Genomic DNA, 21,517 nt, shown 5'->3' with positions numbered 1-21,517 from the left:
AAGGCACCCCCTCGGCTTCCTCCAGACCCCACTGTTGCCAGTGGCGCCCTTGCCTGCTGGTTACCTTCCCGCTGGTTGGGCGGTAGGGTTTCTCTCAACCCATCGGCTCGGTAGACATGCCGGGCGCACCGCGAAAAAACCCCAGTCCTCCTGGGGTTTCCATTGTCTGGGCTGGTGCCGAAGGAGGGAGTCGAACCCTCATGGGACTAGCCCACACGATTTTGAGTCGTGCGTGTCTGCCAATTCCACCACTTCGGCCTGCTTATGCCGCTGACATGATCATGGTAACACGCCCGGGCCATTTTTGCAACCACTTTTTCCACCCCCAGTTGTCTTGACGCGGCCCAGGGTGGTGGGGTAAAATTAGCTAAGAACTGATCATGATAATTATTACCTGGAGGAGTTACTGTGAAACCCAAAGGTTTTGTCCGACGCACCAGACAGCGGGAGGTTATCCTGGAGGTCCTGCGGGGCACTAAATGCCATCCCACCGCCGATTGGGTCTACCAGGAAGTGCGCAAGGAGATGCCCCACGTGAGTCTGGGTACCATATACCGCAATCTAAAGACCTTGAGCGAGCACGGAGAGATCCAGGAGCTGGCCTTTGGCGCCACCCATTCGCGCTTTGATGCCAACAAGGAGCTGCACTACCACTTTGTCTGCGAGGAGTGCGGCCTGATCGAGGATCTGGATATGCCCGTTGTGGAAGGGCTGGAGGAGAAGGTGGCGGAGCGGGGCTATGAAGTGACCTCCCACCGCCTGGAGTTTTACGGGCTCTGTCCCGACTGCGCCAACAACAACTCCATGGGCCGAGCCAACTAGCTTCTGCCTGTTTTCTGAGTACCGCGGCAGCGCCGGGTGCTCAGATTTTTTTTGGCCTGCCATTTACTTCATGTACAATATGTAGTATAATTATCCCGCAATCATAACTATCTCTGGTAGAAATCCACAGGAAGGAAGATGCAGGTGCAAGTCTCAGAAAACGCCCGAATCGTACTGGAACGCCGCTACTTATCCAAGGTTGGCAGTGAGGTGGTGGAGACACCGGAAGACATGCTCCGCAGGGTGGCGAAAAACATCGCCCAGCTGGAGGAGGATCCCATTTGGGAAGAGCGCTTCTTCCAGATCATGGACAACCTGGAGTTCCTCCCCAACAGCCCCACCTTGATGAACGCCGGCAGGGAGCTGCAGCAGCTGTCGGCCTGCTTTGTCCTGCCCATCGAAGATTCCATGGAGGGCATCTTTGAAACCCTGAAGAATACCGCACTGATCCAGAAATCCGGAGGCGGGACAGGCTTTAGTTTTTCGCGCCTGCGTCCAAGTTTTGATGTGGTGAGCACCACAGGCGGGGTGGCCAGCGGGCCCGTTTCCTTCATGCGCTGCTACAACGCGGCCACCGATGCCATCAAGCAGGGGGGCACCCGCCGGGGCGCCAACATGGGCATTTTGCGGGTGGATCACCCGGACATCCTCAAGTTCATCCAGTGCAAGGCCGATCCCAATGAGATCACCAACTTCAACATCTCCGTGGCCATCACCGAGGAGTTCATGGAAGCGGTGTTCGCGGACGCAACCTATCCGCTGATCAACCCCCGGACCAAAGAGGCCGTGGGCGAGCTGCAGGCCAGGGAAGTGTTTGAGCTGATCGTGGAAATGGCCTGGCGGAACGGGGAGCCGGGGATCATCTTCCTGGACCGGATCAACCGCTTCAATCCCACGCCCCATGTGGGGGTGATCGAAGCCACCAATCCCTGCGGCGAGCAGCCCCTACTGCCCAATGAGAGCTGCAATCTGGGCTCCATCAACCTGGCCAAGATGGTCAAGCGGGAAGGGGATGCCTGGACCATCGACTGGGACCGCCTTGGGGAAGTGGTGGAGATCGCGGTGCGCTTTTTGGACAACGTGATCGATGTGAACCGCTATCCCCTGGAGGAAATCAAGAAGATGACCTTTGCCAACCGCAAGATCGGCCTGGGGGTCATGGGCTTTGCTGATCTGCTGATCCGCCTGGGCGTGCCCTATAACAGCGAAGAAGGTGTGGAGCTGGGGCGCCAGATCATGAAGTTCATCCAGACCACGGGGCACGAAGCCTCCTCCAAGCTCGCGGAGGAGCGGGGATCGTTCCCCAACTACCCAGGCAGCGTCTATGAGGCCACCGGCAGGCCCATGCGCAATGCCACGGTGACCACCATTGCCCCCACGGGCACCATCTCCATCATCGCCGGCTGTTCCAGCGGGATTGAGCCCCTGTTTGCCTTGGCCTTTACCCGCAACGTGCTGGATAACGACCGCTTGATCGAAGTTAACCCCATGTTCGAGCTGATCTTAAAGGAGCGGGGCCTCTATTCCCAAGAGCTCATCGCGCAGGTGGCCCAAACGGGGAGCGTCAAGCATCTGGAAGAGTTCCCGGAGGATCTGAAGCGGGTTTTGGTCACCGCCTACGATGTGTCACCGGAGTGGCACATCCGCATGCAGGCCGCCTTCCAGGAATACACGGATAACGCCGTAAGCAAGACGGTGAACTTCCCCCGGGAAGCCACCAAGGATGACATCCGGAAGGTCTACGAGCTCGCCTATGAGCTGGGCTGCAAGGGCGTTACGGTGTACCGCGCCGGCTCCCGGGAAGGGGAAGTGCTCACCGTGGGCCATCAAAAGGAGGATGGGGAGGAAAAAACCTCCGGGGCACCAGCCAGGCCCGCACCCCGCAGGCGGCCGCGGGTGACCCGGGGAGAGACCATCCGCATCAAAACCGGCTGCGGCACGCTCTATGTGACCATCAACTCAGATGATCAGGGCATCTGCGAAGTGTTCACCACCATCGGTAAAGCGGGCGGCTGTGCCGGAGCCTTTTCCGAAGCCACCGCCAGGCTCGCCTCTTTGGCCCTCCGTTCCGGAGTGGAGCCCACGCAGGTGGTGAAGCAGCTTAAGGGCATCCGCTGCCCCCATCCCATCTGGCAGGATGGCACCCAGGTCCTTTCCTGTCCCGATGCCATCGCCCAGGTCCTGGAGGAGCACATCAAGAATAACGGTGTAAACGGCGGCAAAAAGGGCGTGGTGAACTCAGCTAATCCCGCACCCGCCCAGGAAAACCCCCAAGGGCCGAACCCCTCAGGCCAGGTTCTAGCCGGGGAGATCTGCCCCGAGTGCAGCGGGACCATGGTCCAGGAAAGCGGCTGCGCCACCTGCCTGGAGTGCGGCTTCAGCCGCTGCAGCTAAGGCCTCTCCCTAAAGAGCATAATCTCCTCCCTCCGCCCATACACTGGCGGAAGGAGGAGATCCTTTCTACCTAGGGTTAGTTATCCATGATGTTCTGCAGCCATTCGCTGGTGAGCAGGCGCTGCGCCAGTTCCACCTGGGCGTATTCCAGCACCTTGGACCAGTTCTGATCCAGGGCCGCGCTGATCAGCTCAGGGGCCACCGCCAGGTATTCCGCGGTCTCCAGGGTAAGCCTTTCCCGCAGCATGAGCTGGAGACTGCTCCAGTCCTGGTTGATGGCGGCCTCCGCTTCCCACGGGGCCACGCCCCTGTCCACCAGTTCCTGGTAGAGCTCGTAGCGCACCTCTTCACCCAGCTGCTCCCAATCGCCGGTGATCAGGGCATTGATCTGGGCGGGGGTGAGGATCTCCGCGAGCGTCTGGGTGGCTTTATTCAGCCCCTGCAGGAGGGCCTGCAGTCTGGCGTTTTCCTCCAGGCGGACTAGAAGCGCTTGGCTGTCCCTGGCCAGGATGACCACGTGCTGGCCGGGGCTCAGTTTTTCCCCTTTGCTTACGGCATCCTTGACCAGGCTGCCGGGGGAAAGGTAGAGGGTTTCCGCCAGGAGCGTCAAGGCGATGCCCTCTGCTGCTTCTTCCTCAGGTTTGAGTACGATCTGGCGGCCATCCCCCTGGACCTCCTCCACCGCGCCGCTGACCTGCGTCAGCCGCAGGGCTTGGTCCAGGATGTAGGCGGCTTCTGCCCTGGTGATCAGGCGGTAGGGTTCGAAGCGGCCCACCATGTGGGTGGGCAGCAGGGCCAGCCGCTGCAGGAGCTCGATCCCTAAAAAGCCCGGGTAATCCAGGTTCACATCGGAAAAGGAAGGATAAAAGCCCTTGGGCACCTCGGTGTGCTCACCGAGCCCCAAGAGGTTTCCCAAGAGGGCCGCGAACTCGCCCCGGGTAACCCCTTCGGGATGGGCCACCAGGAGCTGGTTCAGCCACTGGGCCAGTTCCTCTTTCCCTTCCTCCGGGAGATCGAAGCCCCCCGCCAGAAGCTGTAGGGCCTCGGCGTGGCTGAGGCTGCTGGAGGGAGCGAACTCCTCCTCCCAGAGCCCCGCGAAGAGCCCCTTTTCCTCCAGGGCGGTGATGGCGCCTTCCGCCCAGATCCCTTGGATATCGGCGAACGCAGCCAGGGCCGCGGCGCTGGTCATGGTGCAGAGCAGGATAAAGACGATGAAGGCAGTCAGTTTTGCAGGTCGCATCTAGGCACCCCTTTTCTTGATCAACTGATGTCTAGCTTACACCCCACACTTCTTCGCTGGCAAGGGAAGCCCTTTATGTAAATGCGGGCAGCGGCGGCGCCTTTCCCCAACTACGGCAGGTTTTTACAGCCTGGCGTGGAATAGACAAGGAAGAAATGGGGGATCTGCGTTGGCAAAAAGTCTGTTTCTCCTAGATGGCAATAGCCTGATCAACCGGGCATTTTACGCCCTACCGCCCTTAACCAGCCGCCGGGGCGAACCTACGAACGCGGTGTACGGGCTGACCATGATGCTGCTGCGCCTCATGGAAGATTACCAGCCTGACCAGATTCTGGTGGCCTTTGATCTTTCGGGGCCCACCTTCCGCCACGAACGGTTCGGGGAGTACAAAGCCCACCGCAAACCCATGCCTGAAGAGCTCCGCTCCCAGATTCCCTTGATGAAGGCGCTGCTGGATAAGATGGGGATCCCCCGCCTGGAGCTGGCCGGCTGGGAGGCGGATGATCTCATCGGCACCGCCGCCAAGCAGGGGGAGCAGGCGGGCTATGAAGTTTACATTGTCACCGGCGATCGGGATGCCTTTCAGCTCATCTCCCCGCAAACCAGGGTGCTTTTCACCAAAAGGGGCATCACCGAAACGGAAACGGTGGATGAGAAGGCCCTGCGGGCCAACTACGGCTTAACACCTGAACAGGTGGTGGACTTAAAGGGCCTGATGGGGGACAGCTCCGACAACATCCCCGGGGTGCCGGGGGTGGGGGAGAAGACCGCCCGCCGGCTCCTGGAGAGCTACAGCTCCCTGGAGGGCATCTACGCCCACCTGGATGAGATCAAGGGTAAGCTCCAGGAAAGGCTCAGGGAGTTCAAGGACCAGGCCTTTTTCAGCCGGGAGCTGGCCACCATCCGCTGCGCAGCGCCCATCGCGATCGAGCTGGGCCGGGAAACCACCATGGATGAAGCCGCGGTGCGGGAAATGTTCCAGGAGCTGGATTTTAAAAGCCTCCTGGCCCGGCTGCCTAAGGGTCCAGGGCCCCAGGCCCCCCAGGTGCAGGCGGAGAGCTGGGATCTCAGCTTCACCCAGGTCCAGGAAGCAAGCTGGGGGAAGTTTAAGGGGCAGCTTGAGGCCGCGGAGAGAATTTACCTGAACTACGCCCCAGAGCGCAGGCTCCTTTTGGTGCTGCTCCCGGAGGGCCTCTGGGCTGTTGAGAAGGATCTCCTCCAAGACCGCCTGGAAAGCCTTTTACCCCTCCTCAAGGAGCGGGAGATCTTCGCCTTGGGGGGCAAGGACATCCTGCACCTTTTGGGCCCCCAGGGTCCGGTGCAGCCGGCCTTCGATCTGGAGCTGGCCCTGTACTGCTTGGATCCGGAAAAGCGCTGGGATCTGGGCTCCGCCGCCCACTATTTTAAGCTCCCGGCCCCCAGCCTAGATCCGCAGAGCCTGGAGTACCAGGTGGGGCTGCTGCACCTGCTTAAGGAGGCGGCGCCCCTGGCGGAGCAGCGCCTGAAGGACCAGGGCCTCTGGTTTTTGTACCGGGAAATCGAGCTGCCTTTAGCCAAGGTGCTCGCGGAGATGGAAGCCCAGGGTATCCTGGTGGACCGGGCCAAGCTGAAAACCATCTCCGAGGACCTGCAGGAAAGCTTAGATCGGCTCACCGAGCTCATCTACGCCGAGGCGGGGGAGGAGTTCAATATTAACTCCCCCAAGCAGCTGGGGACGATCCTCTTTGAGAAGCTGGGCCTGCCGGTGCTCAAGCGCACGAAAACGGGCCCCTCCACCAGCGCGGAGGTCTTGGAAGAGCTGAGCGACCATCCCATTGTGGCTTACGTGCTGGAATACCGGCAGGTGGCTAAGCTCAAATCCACCTACGCCGACGCTCTAGGCGAGCTCATTTCACCTGAAACCGGGAGGCTGCACACCACCTTCAACCAGACGGTGACCGCCACGGGGCGGCTCAGCAGCACCCATCCCAATCTGCAGAACATCCCGGTGCGCACCGAGGAGGGCCGGCGCATCCGGGAGGCCTTCGTGGCGCCGGAGGGTTTTTACCTGATGAGCGCGGACTACTCCCAGATCGAGCTGCGGCTTTTAGCCCATCTCTCCGGCGATGCGGCCCTGCAGGAGGCCTTCCGCAGCGGGGCGGACATCCATGTGCAGACCGCCTCGGAGGTCTTTGGTGTGCCCCAGGATCAGGTCACCGAGGAGCAGCGCAGCGCCGCCAAGGCCATCAACTTCGGCATCGTCTACGGGATCAGCAGCTTCGGCCTGGCCAAGGGCATCAATTTGAGCAGGGCCCAGGCCCAGGCCTACATCGACTCCTATTTCCTCCGCTACCCGGGGGTGAAGGCGTTCTTGGACGGAGCGGTGGAGCAGGGTAAAAAAGAAGGTTACGTGAAGACCCTCTTCGGCCGCAGGCGCTACCTGCCTAACCTGAAGAGCCGCAACTTCGCCCTGCGCAGCTTCGCGGCCCGCACCGCCATGAACTCCCCTATCCAGGGCAGCGCGGCGGACATCATCAAGCTGGCCATGCTCAAGGTCCATGCCGCCCTGAAGCGGGAGGGGCTCCGGAGCAAGCTGCTGCTCCAGGTCCATGACGAGCTGGTCCTGGAGGTACCCGCAGGGGAGCTGGAAGCTGCGGCAGCCCTGCTCAAGCGGGAGATGGAGGGAGTCTGGGAGCTGGCGGTGCCCCTGGTTGTGGATGTGTACTACGGAAAAAACTGGCGCGATGTAAAGCGCTTTACCTTGAAGGAGTAAGCCATGCCTGAACTACCTGAAGTGGAAACAGTACGGCGCAGCCTCCTCCCGGTGGTGCTGGGCAGACCCATCAGCAAGGTGGAGGTCTTAACCGAGCGGATTGTGCAAAACAGAAGCATCGCGGAATTTCAGGGGCTGCTCACGGGGGCGAGCTTTGAGGATCTGCACAGGCGGGGGAAATACCTGATCTTCAGTGTGGGTGAGTGGGAGCTGGTGGCCCATCTGCGCATGACCGGCCGTTTGATCTACTATTCCAGTTCCACCATCCCCCGGGCCAAGCACACCTCCGCGGTGTTCAGCTTCCACTCCGGGGACGAACTGCGCTTTGAGGATGTGCGCAAATTTGGTACACTGGATCTGGTGCCCAAAGGTGACTACGCCTCCATCAAGGGCCTGCACAGTTTAGGGGTGGAACCCATTTCCCCGGAGTTCACCGCGGAGCTGCTCTGGGAGCTCTGCCGGGGGCGGCAGGCCAAGATCAAGGCCCTGCTTCTGGATCAAACCAAGATCGCGGGCCTGGGCAACATCTACGCGGATGAAAGCCTCTTTGCCGCTGGAATCCATCCCGAACGCAGCAGCGCTTCCCTCACGGAAGCGGAGTGCCACAGGCTGCACCGGGCCATCAGGGAAGTTCTGGAGGAGGCCATTGCCCACCAGGGAACCACCTTCCGGGATTACCGCACCGGGTTCGGCCAGGAGGGTGCTTTCCAGAACCGCCTGCAGATCTACGGGAAAAAGGGGGAGGCCTGCCCCCGCTGCGGGGTGAACCTAGCCCACAAGAAGGTCGCGGGCAGGACAAGCCATTTCTGCCCGGCCTGCCAGAGGGAACAGCCATGATCGGCCTCACGGGAGGAATCGCCAGCGGAAAATCGGCGGTGGCCCGGCGCCTAGCTTTCCTAGGGGCGGTGGTTTTAGATGCGGACCGTCTGGCCCGGGAGGCGGTGGAGCCCGGCGCCCCGGCCTGGGCTCAGGTAAAGGAGGCCTTTCCCCAGGTGATCCAGGAGGATCAGACCATCGACCGGCGCCTGCTGGGGGAGATCGTTTTTAGCGACGCCCAGAAAAGAAAGCTTTTGGAAAGCTTCATCCACCCGGAAGTGCTCAGGATGCTGCTGGCCAGGGCTGCCCAGGCCAAGGCCCAGGGCCGGTTGGTTGTGGCGGAGGTCCCCCTCCTTTTTGAGGTGGGCTGGGAGGGGCTGATGGATGAGGTCTGGGTGGTCTATGTGCGCCCCGAGGTGCAGCTGGAACGCCTTTTGGCCCGCAGCTCCCTCAGCCGGGAGCAGGCGGAGCGGATGATCGAAAGCCAGCTGCCCTTGGATGTCAAGGTGAGCCGGGCGGACCGGGTGATTGACAACAACGGGCCGCTGGAGAAAACATGGGAGCAGGTGGATGCTCTCTGGGAGGAGCTGCAGCGTGAGGATCGCTTTAATCGCCCATGATCAGAAAAAGAAGGACATGATCGAGTTTGTCAGGCGCCATCTGGCAGTTCTGCAGGGGCATGAGCTGGTGGCCACAGGCACCACAGGCCGCCTCATCCAGGAGGCCACGGGCCTGGCGGTGCGGCGGGTGCAGTCGGGTCCCCTGGGGGGCGACCAGCAGATCGGGGCCCTGGTGGCCAGCGGCGAAGTGGATGCCGTGATCTTCCTGCGGGATCCCTTAACGGCCCAGCCCCACGAGCCTGACATTACCGCGCTTTTGCGGGTGTGCGATGTGCACAACACCCCCCTGGCCACCAACGAGGCCACGGCGGAGCTGGTGCTGCACCTGGTGCAGGAAGGCAGGGGATGAAGCCGGTGCGCTTGCTCGCTCTGCTGCTTTTCGGCGTGGCCGTCGCGGGGCTAGTTTTTCTGCCCCAGATTCTTCAGGACTTATTTCCCGTTAATTATTCCCAGCAGATCAGTGCCGCGGAAAAGGACCACGGGGTGGACTGGGCCCTCATCGCCGCGGTGATCCAGGTGGAAAGCGGCTTCAGCCCCCAGGTGGTCTCCAAGAAAGGCGCGGTGGGCTTGATGCAGATTATGCCGGAAACGGCCCAGTGGGTGGGGGCCCGGCTGGGGGAGCAGGTGGACCGGGAGGATCTTCTAGACCCGGAGGTTAATATTCACCTGGGAACCTATTACCTGCGCTACCTCCTGGACCGCTTCGCCAGCGAGGAGCTGGCCCTGGCGGCCTACAACGGCGGCCCGGCCAACGTGGCCCGCTGGCTGGAGGAGGGCATCTGGGACGGTTCCTATGAGAATTCCCACCGCATACCCTTTGCCGAAACCAGGTCGTATGTGCGTAAAGTGTTGATGATGCGGCGCCTTTACCGCTATATCTACCCCGAAGGAATGCAGGAGTTGGAGCATTGAGAGGAGCCAGGTAGGATGGTCAAGCAGATTGAAACCGTGCAGCAGGTGGCAGACCTCAAGGTGGAAGGAAGCAGGCTCTTTTCCGCCACCCATGAGGAGATCAAAGAGGGGCTGACAACCGACATCTACTTCGTGAAAACGAAAGAGATCCTCCACCAACTGGGCCGGGACGATGCCCAGGTGGTCGCGGAGATCTTCGGCCGGCGCCCGGGGGTGTTTGCGGGCCTGCCGGAGGTGAAGGTGCTCCTGGAGGGTTTAGGCCTCGAAGTGTGGAGCCTGGAAGAGGGGGAGTCCTTCGCGGCTAAGGAAGTGGTGATGCGCATCCACGGACCTTACAGCCGCTTCGGCATCTACGAAACCGCGATCTTGGGCATCTTAGCCAGCTCCAGCGGCTGGGCCACCGCGGCCCGCACCGCCAAGGAGGCGGCGGGGGGCAAGCCCGTTTTGTGCTTCGGTGCCCGCCATGTGCACCCCGCGGTGGCCCCGGTGATGGAAAGGGCGGCCGTTGTGGGGGGCGCGGATGGCGCTTCCTGCATCCTGGGGGCGAAGCTCGCGGGGCTGGAGCCTTCTGGCACGGTGCCCCATGCCCTGTTTTTGATCGTGGGGGATACCCTGGAAGCGGCCAAGGCCTACCACAAGTTCATGCCCCCGGGACATGCCCGCTCCATGCTGGTGGATACCTTCAAGGACGAGGTGGAAGAAAGCCTGCGTTTGGCCGCCTGCCCGGAGGCGGGGCTGGAATCTGTGCGCCTGGATACCCCCAGCGAGCGGGGGGGAGTGACCCCGGGCCTCATTGAGGAGCTGCGGGCGAGGTTGGATCTCGCGGGCTTCCACAACATCAAGATCTTCGTTTCCGGAGGCCTGGATCCGGAAAGGATCAAACTGCTTTCCGCCGCGGGGGCCGATGCCTTCGGGGTGGGGAGCTACATCTCCAGCGCCGCCGCGATCGACATGACCATGGACCTTAAGATCGTGGACGGACAGGCCACCAGCAAGCGGGGGCGCATCCCGGGCCTGGTCCCCAGTCCCCGCCTCAAGCGCGTGCTTTAAAGCCCCGGCACAGGGGCCGGAACTTTCCAACCCTGTTTTGCAGGAAATCCGCTGGTGGTGGCGAATCACTGTAAGGTATTGTGGGCAAGACCCGATCTGTCCCGCCCGGGAAGGCGGGAGGATAGAAAGGGAGGGTGTTATGTCGGATATACTTCTGTCAGTTAGGGATCTGAAAACCTATTTCTATACAGATGATGGGGTAGTACCCGCCGTTGATGGCGTCACCTTTGAGCTGGAGCGCGGAGGCACGCTGGGCATTGTGGGTGAATCGGGCTGCGGTAAAAGCGTCACCTCCCTGACCATCATGGGCCTGATCCCCCAGCCGCCGGGGAAGATCGAAGGCGGCGTGATTGAGTTCGAGGGCCGAGACCTCCTCAAGCTTTCCGAGGCGGAGATGCGCCATATCCGGGGCAACGAGATCTCCATGATTTTCCAGGAGCCCATGACTTCGCTCAACCCCGTGTTCACGGTGGGTAACCAGATCATGGAAGCGATCATGCTCCACCAGGGTGTCGGCAAAACGGAGGCCCGGGAGAAGGCCATTGAGATGCTGCGCCTGGTGGGTATCCCCTCGCCGGAGCAGCGGGTGGACGACTATCCCCACCAGATGAGCGGCGGTATGCGCCAGAGGGTGATGATCGCCATGGCCCTCTCCTGCAACCCCAAGCTGCTCATTGCCGATGAACCCACCACCGCCCTGGACGTGACCATCCAGGCCCAGATCCTCGATCTCATGCGGGAACTCCGCCGGGAGCTGGGTACGGCCATTATGATGATCACCCACGACCTGGGCGTCATCGCCGAACTGGTGGAAAAGGTCGTGGTGATGTATACAGGTAGAATTGTGGAATCAGCGGATACCTACACCATCTTTAAAAATCCCAAGCATCCCTACACCATAGGTCTTTTAGCCTCCATCCCCCGCCTGGACAGCGACGGCTCCAGGCTGCAGGCCATTCCAGGCACCGTGCCTACACCTGGGAACTTCCCCACGGGCTGCGGTTTCCATCCCCGCTGTGCCTTTTCCCGGGAGCTCTGCGAGCGGCAAATGCCGCCCTCCTTTGATCTGGGCAACGGCCATCGGGTAGCCTGCTGGAAGCTTGTGGATTACGATGAACATGCTGCCATCGATCAAAGGGAGGTGGGCTAGATGACCAGGCAACAAACTGCGCCGGTCGGGCAGAACGAAGTGCTCCTTGAGGTGCGCAATTTGGTGAAGCATTTCCCCATCCGCCAGGGCATCATCTTCTCCAAGCAGGTGGGTGCGGTACAGGCGGTGGATGACATCAGCTTTACCGTGCGCAAGGGTGAAACCCTGGGTCTGGTGGGGGAAAGCGGCTGCGGGAAGACCACCACAGGCCGTTTGATCCTGCGCCTGATTGAGCCCACCTCCGGTGATATCATCTTCGACGGGAAAAATATTCCCCAGCTGCCCAAGGATGAAATGCGGGAGCTGCGCAAGGAAATGCAGATCATCTTCCAGGACCCCTACGGTTCGCTGAACCCCCGCATGACCGTTGGCGACATTATCGGTGAGCCCCTGCACATCCACAAACTGGCCAGGGGTGCCGAAAGGGAGAAGAGGGTTAGGGAACTTCTGGAGGTTGTGGGCCTCAGTGCCTTCCATGCCCGGCGCTTCCCCCATGAATTTTCCGGGGGACAGCGGCAGAGGATCGGGATCGCCCGGGCTTTGGCGGTGCGGCCAAGGCTGATCATCTGCGATGAACCCGTATCGGCCCTGGACGTTTCCATCCAGGCCCAGGTGATCAACCTGCTCCAGGATCTGCAGAAGGAATTCGATCTCACCTACATCTTCATCGCCCACGACTTGGCTGTGGTGAAGCACATTTCCGACCGGGTGGCCGTGATGTACCTGGGCAAGATCGTGGAGCTCACCGACAAAAACGAGCTCTACCGCAACCCCAAACACCCTTACACCCAGGCACTGCTTTCCGCCATCCCCGAGGCGGATCCCACCATCAAGAAGGAGCGGATCCTGCTCAAGGGCGATGTGCCCAGCCCCATCAATCCGCCCAAGGGCTGCCGCTTCCACACCAGGTGCCCCAAGGTTATGGACATCTGCAAGGTGGAAGAGCCCGAGTTCGTGGATTCTGGGAACGGCCACTTCGTGGCCTGCCACCTGGTGCCCGCCGCGGAAGAAAAGGGCGCCTAAGCAAGCTGAATCCAAAGAAAGAAGAAGTCCTCCCCGGGCTGAGCTGGGGAGGACTTTTCTGCTAAGATGTTCTTTAGTTTTCAGGCTGCTCCTGGAAGCTGGCGATGATCTCTTGAAGCTGCTGGGCCAGCTCCGCCAGGTTCTGGGCGGCTGCGGAGGTCTCTTCGGTGCCCGCCGCGGTCTGCTCGGTGATCTCTCCGATGGAGAGGAACAGGGCCACCGCCTCCCGGGTGCGGGCTGCTTGGGCCAGGCTCTCCCCGGCGATCTGCTGCACCAGCGCCTCCGTTTCCTTGGCCGCCTGGGTGATGTTCTGCAGGGCGGAGCGCACCTCGTGCACTTCCTGTTGGCCCTTTTCCACGCTCTCCAGGGAGCGGGCGGTATCCTTTTGGATGCGCTTCAGGGCTTGCTCAATTTCTTCCGTGGCCTTTTGGGAGCGGATGGCCAGATCGCCAACCTCCTGGGCCACCACCGCGAAGCTGCGTCCCTGCTCGCCGGCGCGGGCGGCCTCAATGGCTGCGTTCAAGGCCAAGAGGTTGGTCTGCTCGGCGATGTCCCTGATCAGGGCCAGGATCTTGCCGATCTCTTGGGTCTGCTTGGTCAGGCTTTCCACCGACTGCTTGATGGTGTTCATGCCTTCCACCGCTTCGCCGGCCTGAATTTCCCCTTGGGCGGCGGCTTCCGTGGCGTTCTGGGAGAGGACCACCGCCTCTTTGGCCCGCTGCTCCATGGCGGCCATGGCTTCGTTCATCTCCTCGATGCGCCTGGTGCCGCTTTGCACATCTTCGCTCTGGGTCTGGGCGCCCGCGGCCATCTCCTCCATGCCGGCGCTGATCTCCTGGCTGGAGGTGGCCAGGGCCTCGCTGGCGCTGCGCACCCGGTGCAAGAGCCGGGCCAGCTGGGCGGTCATCTCGTTGAAAGCGGTGGTCAGCTCGCCTGTTTCATCCCGGCGCAGCTTCTTCGGTTTGTACTGGCGCAGGCGGCCCTGGGCCACATCTCTGGCGTGGGCGGTGAGCTGAACCAGGGGCAGGGAAATGCCCCGGGCCAGGATGAAGGCCACAATTACCACCACAAGTCCCGTGACCACAATGCCCACATAACCCAAGGTGTTGAGTCTGTGCACCAGGCTGAGCGCGTAGCGGGTGGGCTGGGCAATGCGGATCTCCCAGCTGTGGCCGAAGGAGCTGTTTTCACCCAGCTCCACCCTGGCCGCAGCGGTGAGGGCCTCTTCGCCGCCGCTGGTCAGGCCCGCGGCCCGGGATTCGGCATCAGCCAGGCTGATGGCCGGGGGGCGCTGGCCCGCCAGGAAGATCTCCACCGCGGGGCCCTGGTCAGTGTTCTTAATGTCCAGCACCACCTGGCCGGAGCTCAAAAGCTGCAGCTCTCCGCCGGCGATGTCCGCGAGGATGGGCACCATGGTGTCGCTGAAAAAGCTCATGGGTACAAGCCCCCGCACTGCCCCCGCGGGCCGAGCGGCTCCGGTGGCCAAAGACGAAGAGCGGTAGATCACCGTGGACATCACCAGCCCCGCTTCGTCTTTATCGGGGAGCTGCTGAAAGTCGCTGATATACACTTCCTGCTCGATGGCGGCCTGGAACCAGTGCTCATCCAGGTGGATGAAGCGGTCCGGGCGCTCTGTGGCCGCCAGCACCATGCCGTCCATGTTCACCACGATGAGCTGGGAGAAGCGCTGGTATTCCGCGACGGTGCTTTCCAGGAAGGCCTGGGTGCGGCTGTTGCCCTCCAGGTTCCTGGTTTCAGCCATCATCTCTTCCATCTCCTCCACCGTCTTGCCTTCCAGGCCCAAATCCCGGAGGATGCTGGTGGGCCGGATCACCGCCAGCTGCTCGATGGAGGGGTTTACCGCCAGATTCTGCAGGTCATAGGTGAGCTGCTGGATGGAGCTGGCGATGGAAGCCGCGATGCGGTTGGCCTGGTCGGTGAGGGTGGCATTGACCATGGATGTCACCGTGCTTTGGGTCTGCTCGATAACCACGACCGTGAGCAGGGTGAGAGGGATAAGGGCAATGAGGGCAAAGGCCAGGATCAACCGCGCCCGCAAGCGCAGGTTAAATGTTCTCCTTACCTTGGTTTTCTTTTCCGTTTCTCTGCCGCGGCTGGTCATGGGGTCACTCCTTCACCATTTTGGTATACTTTAGTTCAGCCTATAATGCCCATAATCCTGCCCCGGGGCGGAAAAAATAGTGCCCTTTACCGATGGGGGTAGTTTGTGGTAAAATGCGGGTAGAGCAAGGCAAGGAGGCGGTAGGATGAAAAAGCACATCAAAACACTGAGCAGCACAGCCCTGCAAAGCACTCTCGTGGATGGGGGCTGCGGGGAATGCCAGACCTCGTGCCAGTCGGCCTGCAAAACCTCGTGCACTGTGGGCAACCAGGCTTGCGAGCGGTAGCACACACAAAGCAACCTTCTGCAGCGAATGGGGGTTGCTTTTCCCTTATAACAGACCATGTTTCTAGGAGTGGATTTTTTGCTGGATAAGACCTGTGTACATATTTACAGCCAGGGCGGTCTGCATTTCGCGGTGGACGGCAACTCCGCAGCGGTGCATGTTCTGGACGAGCTGGCCCTGGAGCTGGTTGAGCTTATTCAAGGAAGCGCCGGGATCACAACCAGGGAAGACCTGGCGGCCTTTTTGCAGGGGCATCCCCGCTACCAAGAGGTGGGCAGCGAGGTTTTGGAACTGATTGATCAGGGGCTTCTTTTCAGCCCGGATCTCACCGAGGTTCCGCCGCGGCCCGCTTCCGTGGTGAAGGCCCTCTGCTTGAACGTGGCCCACGACTGCAATCTGCGCTGCGGTTATTGCTTTGCCTCCACCGGGAATTTCCAGGGGGAGCGGGAGCTGATGCCCTGGGATGTGGCCAAGGCCGCGGTGGACTTCCTCCTGGAAGCCTCCGGGCACCGCCGCCAGGTGGAGATCGACTTTTTCGGGGGCGAACCCCTCCTCAACTGGGGGGTGGTGGAGCGCACCGTGGAGTATGCCCAGGCCCAGGCGGCGCGGCGGGGGAAAACGTTCCGCTTCACCATCACCACCAACGGCCTGGGGCTCACCCCGGCCATTGCGGAGTACATCAATGAACACATGTATAACGTGGTGCTGAGCCTAGATGGGCGTAAGGAAGTAAACGACCTAATGCGGGCTACCCCAAGCGGCCGGGGCTCCGTCTATGAGCTGGTGGTGCCCAAATACCAAAGGCTGCTTGAGGGCAGGGGGGGTAAGAGCTACTACGTGCGGGGCACCTTCACCGCCCACAACCTGGATTTCGCGGACGATGTGGCCCACCTAGCCGATCTGGGCTTTGGGGAGATCTCCATGGAGCCTGTGGTTACAAGTGAAGACCAGCCCTGGGCTTTGCGGGAGGAGCACCTGCCCCGGATCTATGCAGAGTATGAGCGCCTGGCCGAGCTATACCTTAAGCGCCGCCGGGCGGGCCGGCCCTTTAACTTCTTCCACTTCAACGTAGAGCTTTTGAAGGGGCCCTGCCTGTATAAGAGACTTACCGGCTGCGGGGCAGGCTACGAGTATCTGGCGGTCACGCCCACAGGGGAGCTGTACCCCTGCCACCAGTTTGTGGGCCTGAAGGATTTCCTTTTGGGCGATGTTTGGCGGGGCATCACCAACCAGGAGCTGCCCCTGAAGTTCAAGGACGCCCATGTCCTCAACAGCCCGGTCTGTAAGTCCTGCTGGGCCAAGTATTTTTGCAGCGGAGGATGCAAAAAAAGTAACCGGGAGTATGCAGGAGATTTCCTAGGTGTTGACGAATTCTCCTGCAAATTAGCGAAAAAACGATTGGAATGCTCTTTCTACATCCAAGCCCATTTTTAACAGGGGCTGCAGTAAAGTAGAGGTATATGAGTGTTCTTCCAGAAGCGAGGAGGGACAAGCCGTATCTGGGCACTTGGCTTGTTCGGATTGAGTAGTGCAACCGGCTGGATGCTTGGGTATCCGCCGGTTTTTTTGCGTAAAAAGGGGTTGGAAAGATGCGCAAGCGCCTAGGTGATATCCTGCAGGAGCAGGGCCTAATTAACGAACAGCAACTGGCTGCCGCCTTGGAAGACCAGCGGCGCACCGGGGCGCGGCTGGGGCAGAGCCTGGTCAAGTTAAATTTCGTCACCGCCGGCCAGGTGGCCGATGCCCTCAGCCAGCATCTCATGATCGAGCGGGTGGATCTGGCCCGGCGCTATCTTTCGCCGGAGATTGTGGATCTGATCCCTTCCCAGGTGATCACCACCAGGCATGTGCTGCCCGTGGATGTCCAGGATGGGATCTTGCTTGTGGCCATGGCCGATCCTTTGGATATCAACGTGATCGACGATCTGCAGCGCCTCACGGGGCGGATCATCCAGCCCCTGGTGGCCACGGAAGAGGAGATTCTGGAAGCCTACCAGAGGACCAGGGATATTGCCCTCAGCGCCAAGGAGCTCTTTGAGGATTACCAAGATCAGGAGGCGGAAAAGGAAGAACCGGCCCAGGAATACCTGGGGGATGCCCCGGGGGTGCGCCTGGTGAACCTCATCTTGGAGCAGGCCCTGGCCCAGAAGGCCAGCGACATCCACTTGGAGCCCCACGAGGCCAGGATGAAGGTGCGCTACCGCATCGACGGGCTTTTGCGGGACATGATGGAGATCCCCAGGCATCTGCAAAATGATGTGAACTCCCGCATCAAGATCATGGCCGGGCTGGATATCACCGAACGGCGCAAGCCCCAGGACGGGCGCTTCCAGCTCCACCTGGCGGGCCAGGATGTGGATCTGAGGGTTTCCTCCCTGCCCACTGTCTACGGGGAAAAGATCGTGGTGCGGGTGCTCTCCAACCGAGATGGCTACTTTGCCCAGTCAGGTCTCAGCGGCGAAGTGGAGGTAAGCATCTCGAAACCCTCATTTACGTTCAAACCGCAGAAACGCACTGTAAACGCTGCTACGGAGCTTCTGTTCACTGGTGAAGGGGAGATTTACACAGTGACCGGTGAGGTCCTGGATGGTGAGCGCGGCGTAGAAAAGGCTGTGGTTACGTTCCAGTGGGGTGAAGGCGATGGCCAAGTAACACTGGAAACCTTGACCGACAGCAGCGGTCGCTTCAGCCAAACGGGGTTGAGTGGCCCTGTTGACGTGAGCGTCACTAAGGATGGTTACGACCCCGCGGCGAAGAAAGCCACGCGGGAACAGAACCACCTGGTGTTCAACTTGAGTCCCAGCAAATATAGCGTGACAGTCGAGGCAAAACGTACGAACGGTGCAGGCATTGAAGGGGCGAACATTACCGTCTGGAAAGGCGGCACAATCATCAGGACAGCGCAGACGACCAATGACGGTACCTGGACCTTCAACGACCTGGTCGGAGCCGTGACGATTCAGGTGGCCAAAGAAGGGTGGGTATTCAACCCAACGCAGGCTGAAGTAGACAGAGCTGCTTCCGTTGTCTTCATCGGCAGCCAAGCGGGATACACTGTCAGTGGTATTGTGCAGAGCACCGAGGGAGAACCAATTCAAGGTGCTACGCTCGAGTTTGCGTTCCAGGATGGCAGCGGCCGGAAGCTTTATGCTCAGTCCGATGAACGCGGCGAGTTCTCCCAGTCTGGCCTGAGCGGCACCGTCGACGTCACTGTTAAGAAGCCCGGCTATACCTTCACGCCACCGACGGAGACAGTTGAAGGGCCAACGCAACTCTCATTCGTGGGCCAAGCAGAAACTTACACGATCAATGGTCGGGTACTACGCGCGGATAGCCTGAGCGGTGTGGACGGAGTAACTGTTACCGCCCGGAGAGGCGATAAGATTGTCGCTTCAGCTACCACCGAGAATGGCTTCTTTGCGCTGCAGAATCTCACCGGTGAGGTGACGGTACGGGCGGAACGCCAAGGTTGGGAGTTCGATCCACCCCAGATCACCGTGGATTGGACAGACCAAGATACCGAGATCTTGTTCCTCGGCTGCGAGCAAGGCTACACCATCAGCGGTCGGGTAGAGGAAACGGGAACCGGCAATCCGATACCGTACGCGGTAATCACATTTGTGCAGGACGGCGAGACTATCAGACAGATACTGACGAACGAGTACGGTTTCTTCTCGGAGTCTGGCTTTACAGGCACCGTCCAGGTGCAGGCGTCGAAACCCGGATTTGCCTTCGCCGGGGAAGGCTACACCGTCACGGGCCCCAGGGAGTTGCTGTTCTCTGGAACAGGCACAACCTACAGCGTCAGTGGTAGAGTGATAGACCAAGAAAGCTACAAGGGGCTTTCAGGTGCTCTGATCACTTTCGAGCTGCTGGACGAGAGTGGTAATCCCACCGGACTTGAGATCGACGCTCAATCCGACGAGGACGGCCAGTTCTCCCTGTCTGGATTGAGCGGTGAGTACACCGTGACTGCTTCCCTGCCTGGGTTTACCTTCAGCCAGATCCATCGGGTATCCAAAGAAACTCACGGCCTTACCTTCAGGGGACTCGCGAGACCTTAGGGTCATTGGGAAGGTAGTGTTGGCGGGAAGAGAAGATGAAGGAATAGGAGCGGTTGAGGTAACCTTTGAGGGTGACCATGGCCTAACAAGATCGACAGTAACAACCGCGCAGGGCAACTTCCAGCTGTCGGATCTGTCAGGCCCTGGCTGGGTGACAGCTGCCAAGGAGGGCTGGGACTTTGAGCCCCAAAAAGGTCACTATGTACAGGGCGAAACGACGGGCCTTCGCTTCTTCGGCAGCTACAAGGTTGACGGTTACGTCCTAACCGAAAGTGGTGAACCGGTGGAGGGTGCTGAAGTCACGTTCATGGCCGATGGTGCCGTCCTGCCAGAGTTCACGGCGACCACCAATGCCCAGGGCTATTTCTCCGTGTCCGGTTTGACGACAACATACAGTATTGAGGTATCCACAGCCGGCTTTGCATTCGAGGACGGACCTGAGGTCAGTGGGCCTACGAGCGTTGAGGTCAGAGGCACCTATGAGGTCACAGTGGTTGTCAAAGACGTAAACGGAGAAGCTATCCCCGGAGCAACCATCTACGTGAAAAGGAACGGCATAACGTATGATATCGTAACGACATCGGATGGAAAGATGGGTTATACTCTTAAAGGGCTGGAAGGCCCCGTGGAGATCGAAGTTCTCAAGACAGGCTGGCAGTTCACACCGGCAGTCAGCATTGACAGTTCGTGGGCAGGCCGTGCCATCATCTTCGAAGGTCGCGATCTCACCGAACCTACGGAACCGACGTATACAGTGAGTGGAACGGTAACCGCGGGAGACAACCATCCGGTAGCGAACGTCACAGTTGTATTTGAAGGAAACGACGTCAGGGTCGAAGCGACGACTGACTCTGAAGGTAAGTTCACGCTCGTCGGCGTGAGAGGCATCGGCGTCATTAAGGCCAGCAAAGCAGGTTACGCGTTCGACGCATATCCCGTAGACGTCGAATCGAACATGACTGATATCGAGCTCAAGGGCACCTACATGATCAGCGGTAAGGTAATCGATAAGGACGGGAAGGGCGTTGGCAGCGTGAAGATCGTTGTTGAGGAAGTACCCGCCAAGTATACTTTCTCAGATTCCAGCGGCCAGTTCACCCTAGCTGGTTTGGAGGGTGCGGTGACGCTAGTGCCTGTTAAGGACGATGTAGCGTTTGATCCTGAGTTCGTGGAGGTGACTGGCCCCGACGATTCTCCCGTTTTCAAGCTTCTCGATCAGACGGTACCGACTTACACTGTGAGTGGCCGTGTGGTTGACGAATACGGTGACCCCATTCCTGAAGTGCAAGTGCAGGCTCTACGGCCAGCAAACGGGAACGGCTCAAGCGGAGACGACAACGGCGGTACAGAGTCGGAGAATGACAACGGCACCAACGTTGTGGCTGAAACCTGGACAGACCTGGATGGCCACTACACCTTAGAGGGCTTGCAAGGCACAGTGATGATAAAACTAACAAAATCCGGTCACACATTTACCGAAAAGACAGTCTCAGCCGGTACAAGCAACCTTGACTTTTTGGGAACCCTCGAAGGCTATACAGTCTCAGGTAGAGTGTTCGATGATGATGGCAGTCAGCTAGCTGGAGTGCTGGTGACGGCTGTGAATGACAAAGGAGAAACGTGGACTACCACTACGGATTCCAGCGGCGCGTACAAACTGAACGGTCTGAAGCGAACGAACACTATCCGCGCCGAGAAGACCGGGTATGTGTTCGAGCAGGTCCATTCTGTCAGTGATTCAACCGCTGGTCTCCATTTCTACGGTAGGCCAGATCTGCAGAGCTACAAGGCAGCAGGTAAGATATGGATCACAGACACAGCAAACCCGGTGCCAGGGGTAGAAGTACGAATCACGTTTATTGACAGTAGTCGTTCCCCCTTCAAGGTTGTGACCAACAGCGAAGGGGAGTGGGAAGTCGATGGTCTGGCGGGTAAGGTAATGATCGTGCCTCAAAAGCCCGGTTGGGTGTTCGATCCTGCGTCCAGGGGAATCACGGGCGAGGATCTGTACGTGAATTTCAGCGGCACCTACGGGTCGGGCGATTAAGCGCTCTGTGGTCAACCGCACACCTGAGCAGATTGGAACGCTTCATAGGGTATGAAGAGAGCCCCACTCGGGGCTCTCTTCGCGGTGCGCCCGGCATGTCTACCGAGCCGATGGGTTGAGAGAAACCCTACCGCCCAACCAGCGGGAAGGTAACCAGCAGGCAAGGGCGCCACTGGCAACAGTGGGGTCTGGAGGAAGCCGAGGGGGTGCCTTGGAACA

The 21,517-nt window shown here is 60.1% G+C and carries 16 protein-coding genes, 1 tRNA gene and 1 riboswitch; of the genes, 14 read left to right on the top strand and 3 right to left on the bottom strand.

Translation table 11 applies throughout. From position 1 onward, the window contains the following. Nucleotides 1-172: 172 nt before the first annotated feature. A tRNA-Leu gene (locus tag ACE4YL_RS09615) sits at nucleotides 173-258 on the bottom strand. A gap of 150 nt (nucleotides 259-408) precedes the next feature. On the opposite strand from ACE4YL_RS09615, the gene ACE4YL_RS09610 reads away from it, so the two are divergent. Together ACE4YL_RS09610 and ACE4YL_RS09605 are read left to right on the top strand one after the other, a co-directional pair. Next, nucleotides 409-822: a Fur family transcriptional regulator gene (locus ACE4YL_RS09610; protein WP_461357732.1), complete on the top strand. Its 414-nt coding sequence runs from the start codon at nucleotides 409-411 to the stop codon at nucleotides 820-822. Between the two features lie 144 nt (nucleotides 823-966). Continuing rightward, nucleotides 967-3,216: a vitamin B12-dependent ribonucleotide reductase gene (locus ACE4YL_RS09605; protein WP_461357733.1), complete on the top strand. Its 2,250-nt coding sequence runs from the start codon at nucleotides 967-969 to the stop codon at nucleotides 3,214-3,216. A 76-nt stretch (nucleotides 3,217-3,292) separates the two neighbouring features. Here the strand turns inward: ACE4YL_RS09605 and ACE4YL_RS09600 are convergent, their stop codons facing one another. Next, nucleotides 3,293-4,456 (bottom strand): S-layer homology domain-containing protein, encoded by a 1,164-nt coding sequence (locus ACE4YL_RS09600; protein WP_461365527.1) that lies wholly within the window; start codon nucleotides 4,454-4,456, stop codon nucleotides 3,293-3,295. Nucleotides 4,457-4,625: 169 nt separating this feature from the next. On the opposite strand from ACE4YL_RS09600, the gene polA reads away from it, so the two are divergent. From polA to ACE4YL_RS09560, 8 genes are all read left to right on the top strand, one after another. Further along, on the top strand, nucleotides 4,626-7,208 hold the full coding sequence (polA, locus tag ACE4YL_RS09595; protein WP_461358425.1) for a DNA polymerase I: 2,583 nt from the start codon (nucleotides 4,626-4,628) through the stop codon (nucleotides 7,206-7,208). Nucleotides 7,209-7,211: 3 nt separating this feature from the next. After that, nucleotides 7,212-8,045 carry a DNA-formamidopyrimidine glycosylase gene (gene mutM / locus ACE4YL_RS09590; protein WP_461358426.1) on the top strand — a complete coding sequence of 278 codons (834 nt, stop codon included), beginning with the start codon at nucleotides 7,212-7,214 and terminating at the stop codon, nucleotides 8,043-8,045. Beyond that, nucleotides 8,042-8,644 (top strand): dephospho-CoA kinase, encoded by a 603-nt coding sequence (gene coaE, locus ACE4YL_RS09585; RefSeq protein ID WP_461358427.1) that lies wholly within the window; start codon nucleotides 8,042-8,044, stop codon nucleotides 8,642-8,644. The genes mutM and coaE overlap by 4 nt, the downstream gene beginning before the upstream one ends. Further along, the gene (locus ACE4YL_RS09580) at nucleotides 8,619-8,993 is read left to right on the top strand and encodes a methylglyoxal synthase (RefSeq protein WP_461358428.1); all 375 of its coding nucleotides are present in this window, start codon (nucleotides 8,619-8,621) and stop codon (nucleotides 8,991-8,993) included. The genes coaE and ACE4YL_RS09580 overlap by 26 nt, the downstream gene beginning before the upstream one ends. After that, a complete protein-coding gene (locus ACE4YL_RS09575; RefSeq protein WP_461360024.1) occupies nucleotides 8,990-9,556 on the top strand; it encodes a lytic transglycosylase domain-containing protein in 567 nt (188 codons plus the stop codon). Before ACE4YL_RS09580 ends, ACE4YL_RS09575 begins: the two co-directional genes overlap by 4 nt. A 15-nt stretch (nucleotides 9,557-9,571) precedes the next feature. Beyond that, nucleotides 9,572-10,606, top strand: a complete 1,035-nt coding sequence (locus ACE4YL_RS09570; RefSeq protein WP_461358430.1) for a nicotinate phosphoribosyltransferase — start codon at nucleotides 9,572-9,574, stop codon at nucleotides 10,604-10,606. 139 nt (nucleotides 10,607-10,745) lie between these two features. Beyond that, entirely contained in the window at nucleotides 10,746-11,756 is a 1,011-nt protein-coding gene (locus tag ACE4YL_RS09565; protein ID WP_461358431.1) for an ABC transporter ATP-binding protein, read from the top strand. Continuing rightward, complete coding sequence (locus tag ACE4YL_RS09560; protein WP_461365532.1) at nucleotides 11,757-12,779, top strand: ABC transporter ATP-binding protein; 1,023 nt, start codon at nucleotides 11,757-11,759, stop codon at nucleotides 12,777-12,779. A gap of 73 nt (nucleotides 12,780-12,852) precedes the next feature. Here the strand turns inward: ACE4YL_RS09560 and ACE4YL_RS09555 are convergent, their stop codons facing one another. Then, nucleotides 12,853-14,901 carry a methyl-accepting chemotaxis protein gene (locus tag ACE4YL_RS09555; protein WP_461365531.1) on the bottom strand — a complete coding sequence of 683 codons (2,049 nt, stop codon included), beginning with the start codon at nucleotides 14,899-14,901 and terminating at the stop codon, nucleotides 12,853-12,855. 145 nt (nucleotides 14,902-15,046) lie between these two features. On the opposite strand from ACE4YL_RS09555, the gene scfA reads away from it, so the two are divergent. From scfA to ACE4YL_RS09535, 4 genes are all read left to right on the top strand, one after another. Beyond that, nucleotides 15,047-15,187, top strand: a complete 141-nt coding sequence (gene scfA, locus ACE4YL_RS09550; RefSeq protein ID WP_461358434.1) for a six-cysteine ranthipeptide SCIFF — start codon at nucleotides 15,047-15,049, stop codon at nucleotides 15,185-15,187. Nucleotides 15,188-15,265: 78 nt separating this feature from the next. Continuing rightward, nucleotides 15,266-16,621 (top strand): thioether cross-link-forming SCIFF peptide maturase, encoded by a 1,356-nt coding sequence (gene scfB / locus ACE4YL_RS09545; protein ID WP_461360026.1) that lies wholly within the window; start codon nucleotides 15,266-15,268, stop codon nucleotides 16,619-16,621. A 31-nt stretch (nucleotides 16,622-16,652) separates the two neighbouring features. Next, nucleotides 16,653-16,736: riboswitch (cyclic di-GMP riboswitch) on the top strand. Between the two features lie 40 nt (nucleotides 16,737-16,776). Then, nucleotides 16,777-19,251 carry an ATPase, T2SS/T4P/T4SS family gene (locus ACE4YL_RS09540; RefSeq protein WP_461369573.1) on the top strand — a complete coding sequence of 825 codons (2,475 nt, stop codon included), beginning with the start codon at nucleotides 16,777-16,779 and terminating at the stop codon, nucleotides 19,249-19,251. A gap of 19 nt (nucleotides 19,252-19,270) precedes the next feature. Continuing rightward, nucleotides 19,271-21,298, top strand: a complete 2,028-nt coding sequence (locus ACE4YL_RS09535) for a carboxypeptidase regulatory-like domain-containing protein (RefSeq protein ID WP_461369572.1) — start codon at nucleotides 19,271-19,273, stop codon at nucleotides 21,296-21,298. The last annotated feature ends 219 nt before the right edge of the window (nucleotides 21,299-21,517 follow it).

The sequence above is a fragment of the Candidatus Darwinibacter acetoxidans genome, assembly GCF_041936445.1.
GTDB lineage: Bacteria > Bacillota > Limnochordia > Darwinibacteriales > Darwinibacteriaceae > DTU010.
The sequence above is the reverse complement of the archived record's forward strand: the minus strand, read 5'-3'. Positions and strand labels throughout refer to the sequence as shown.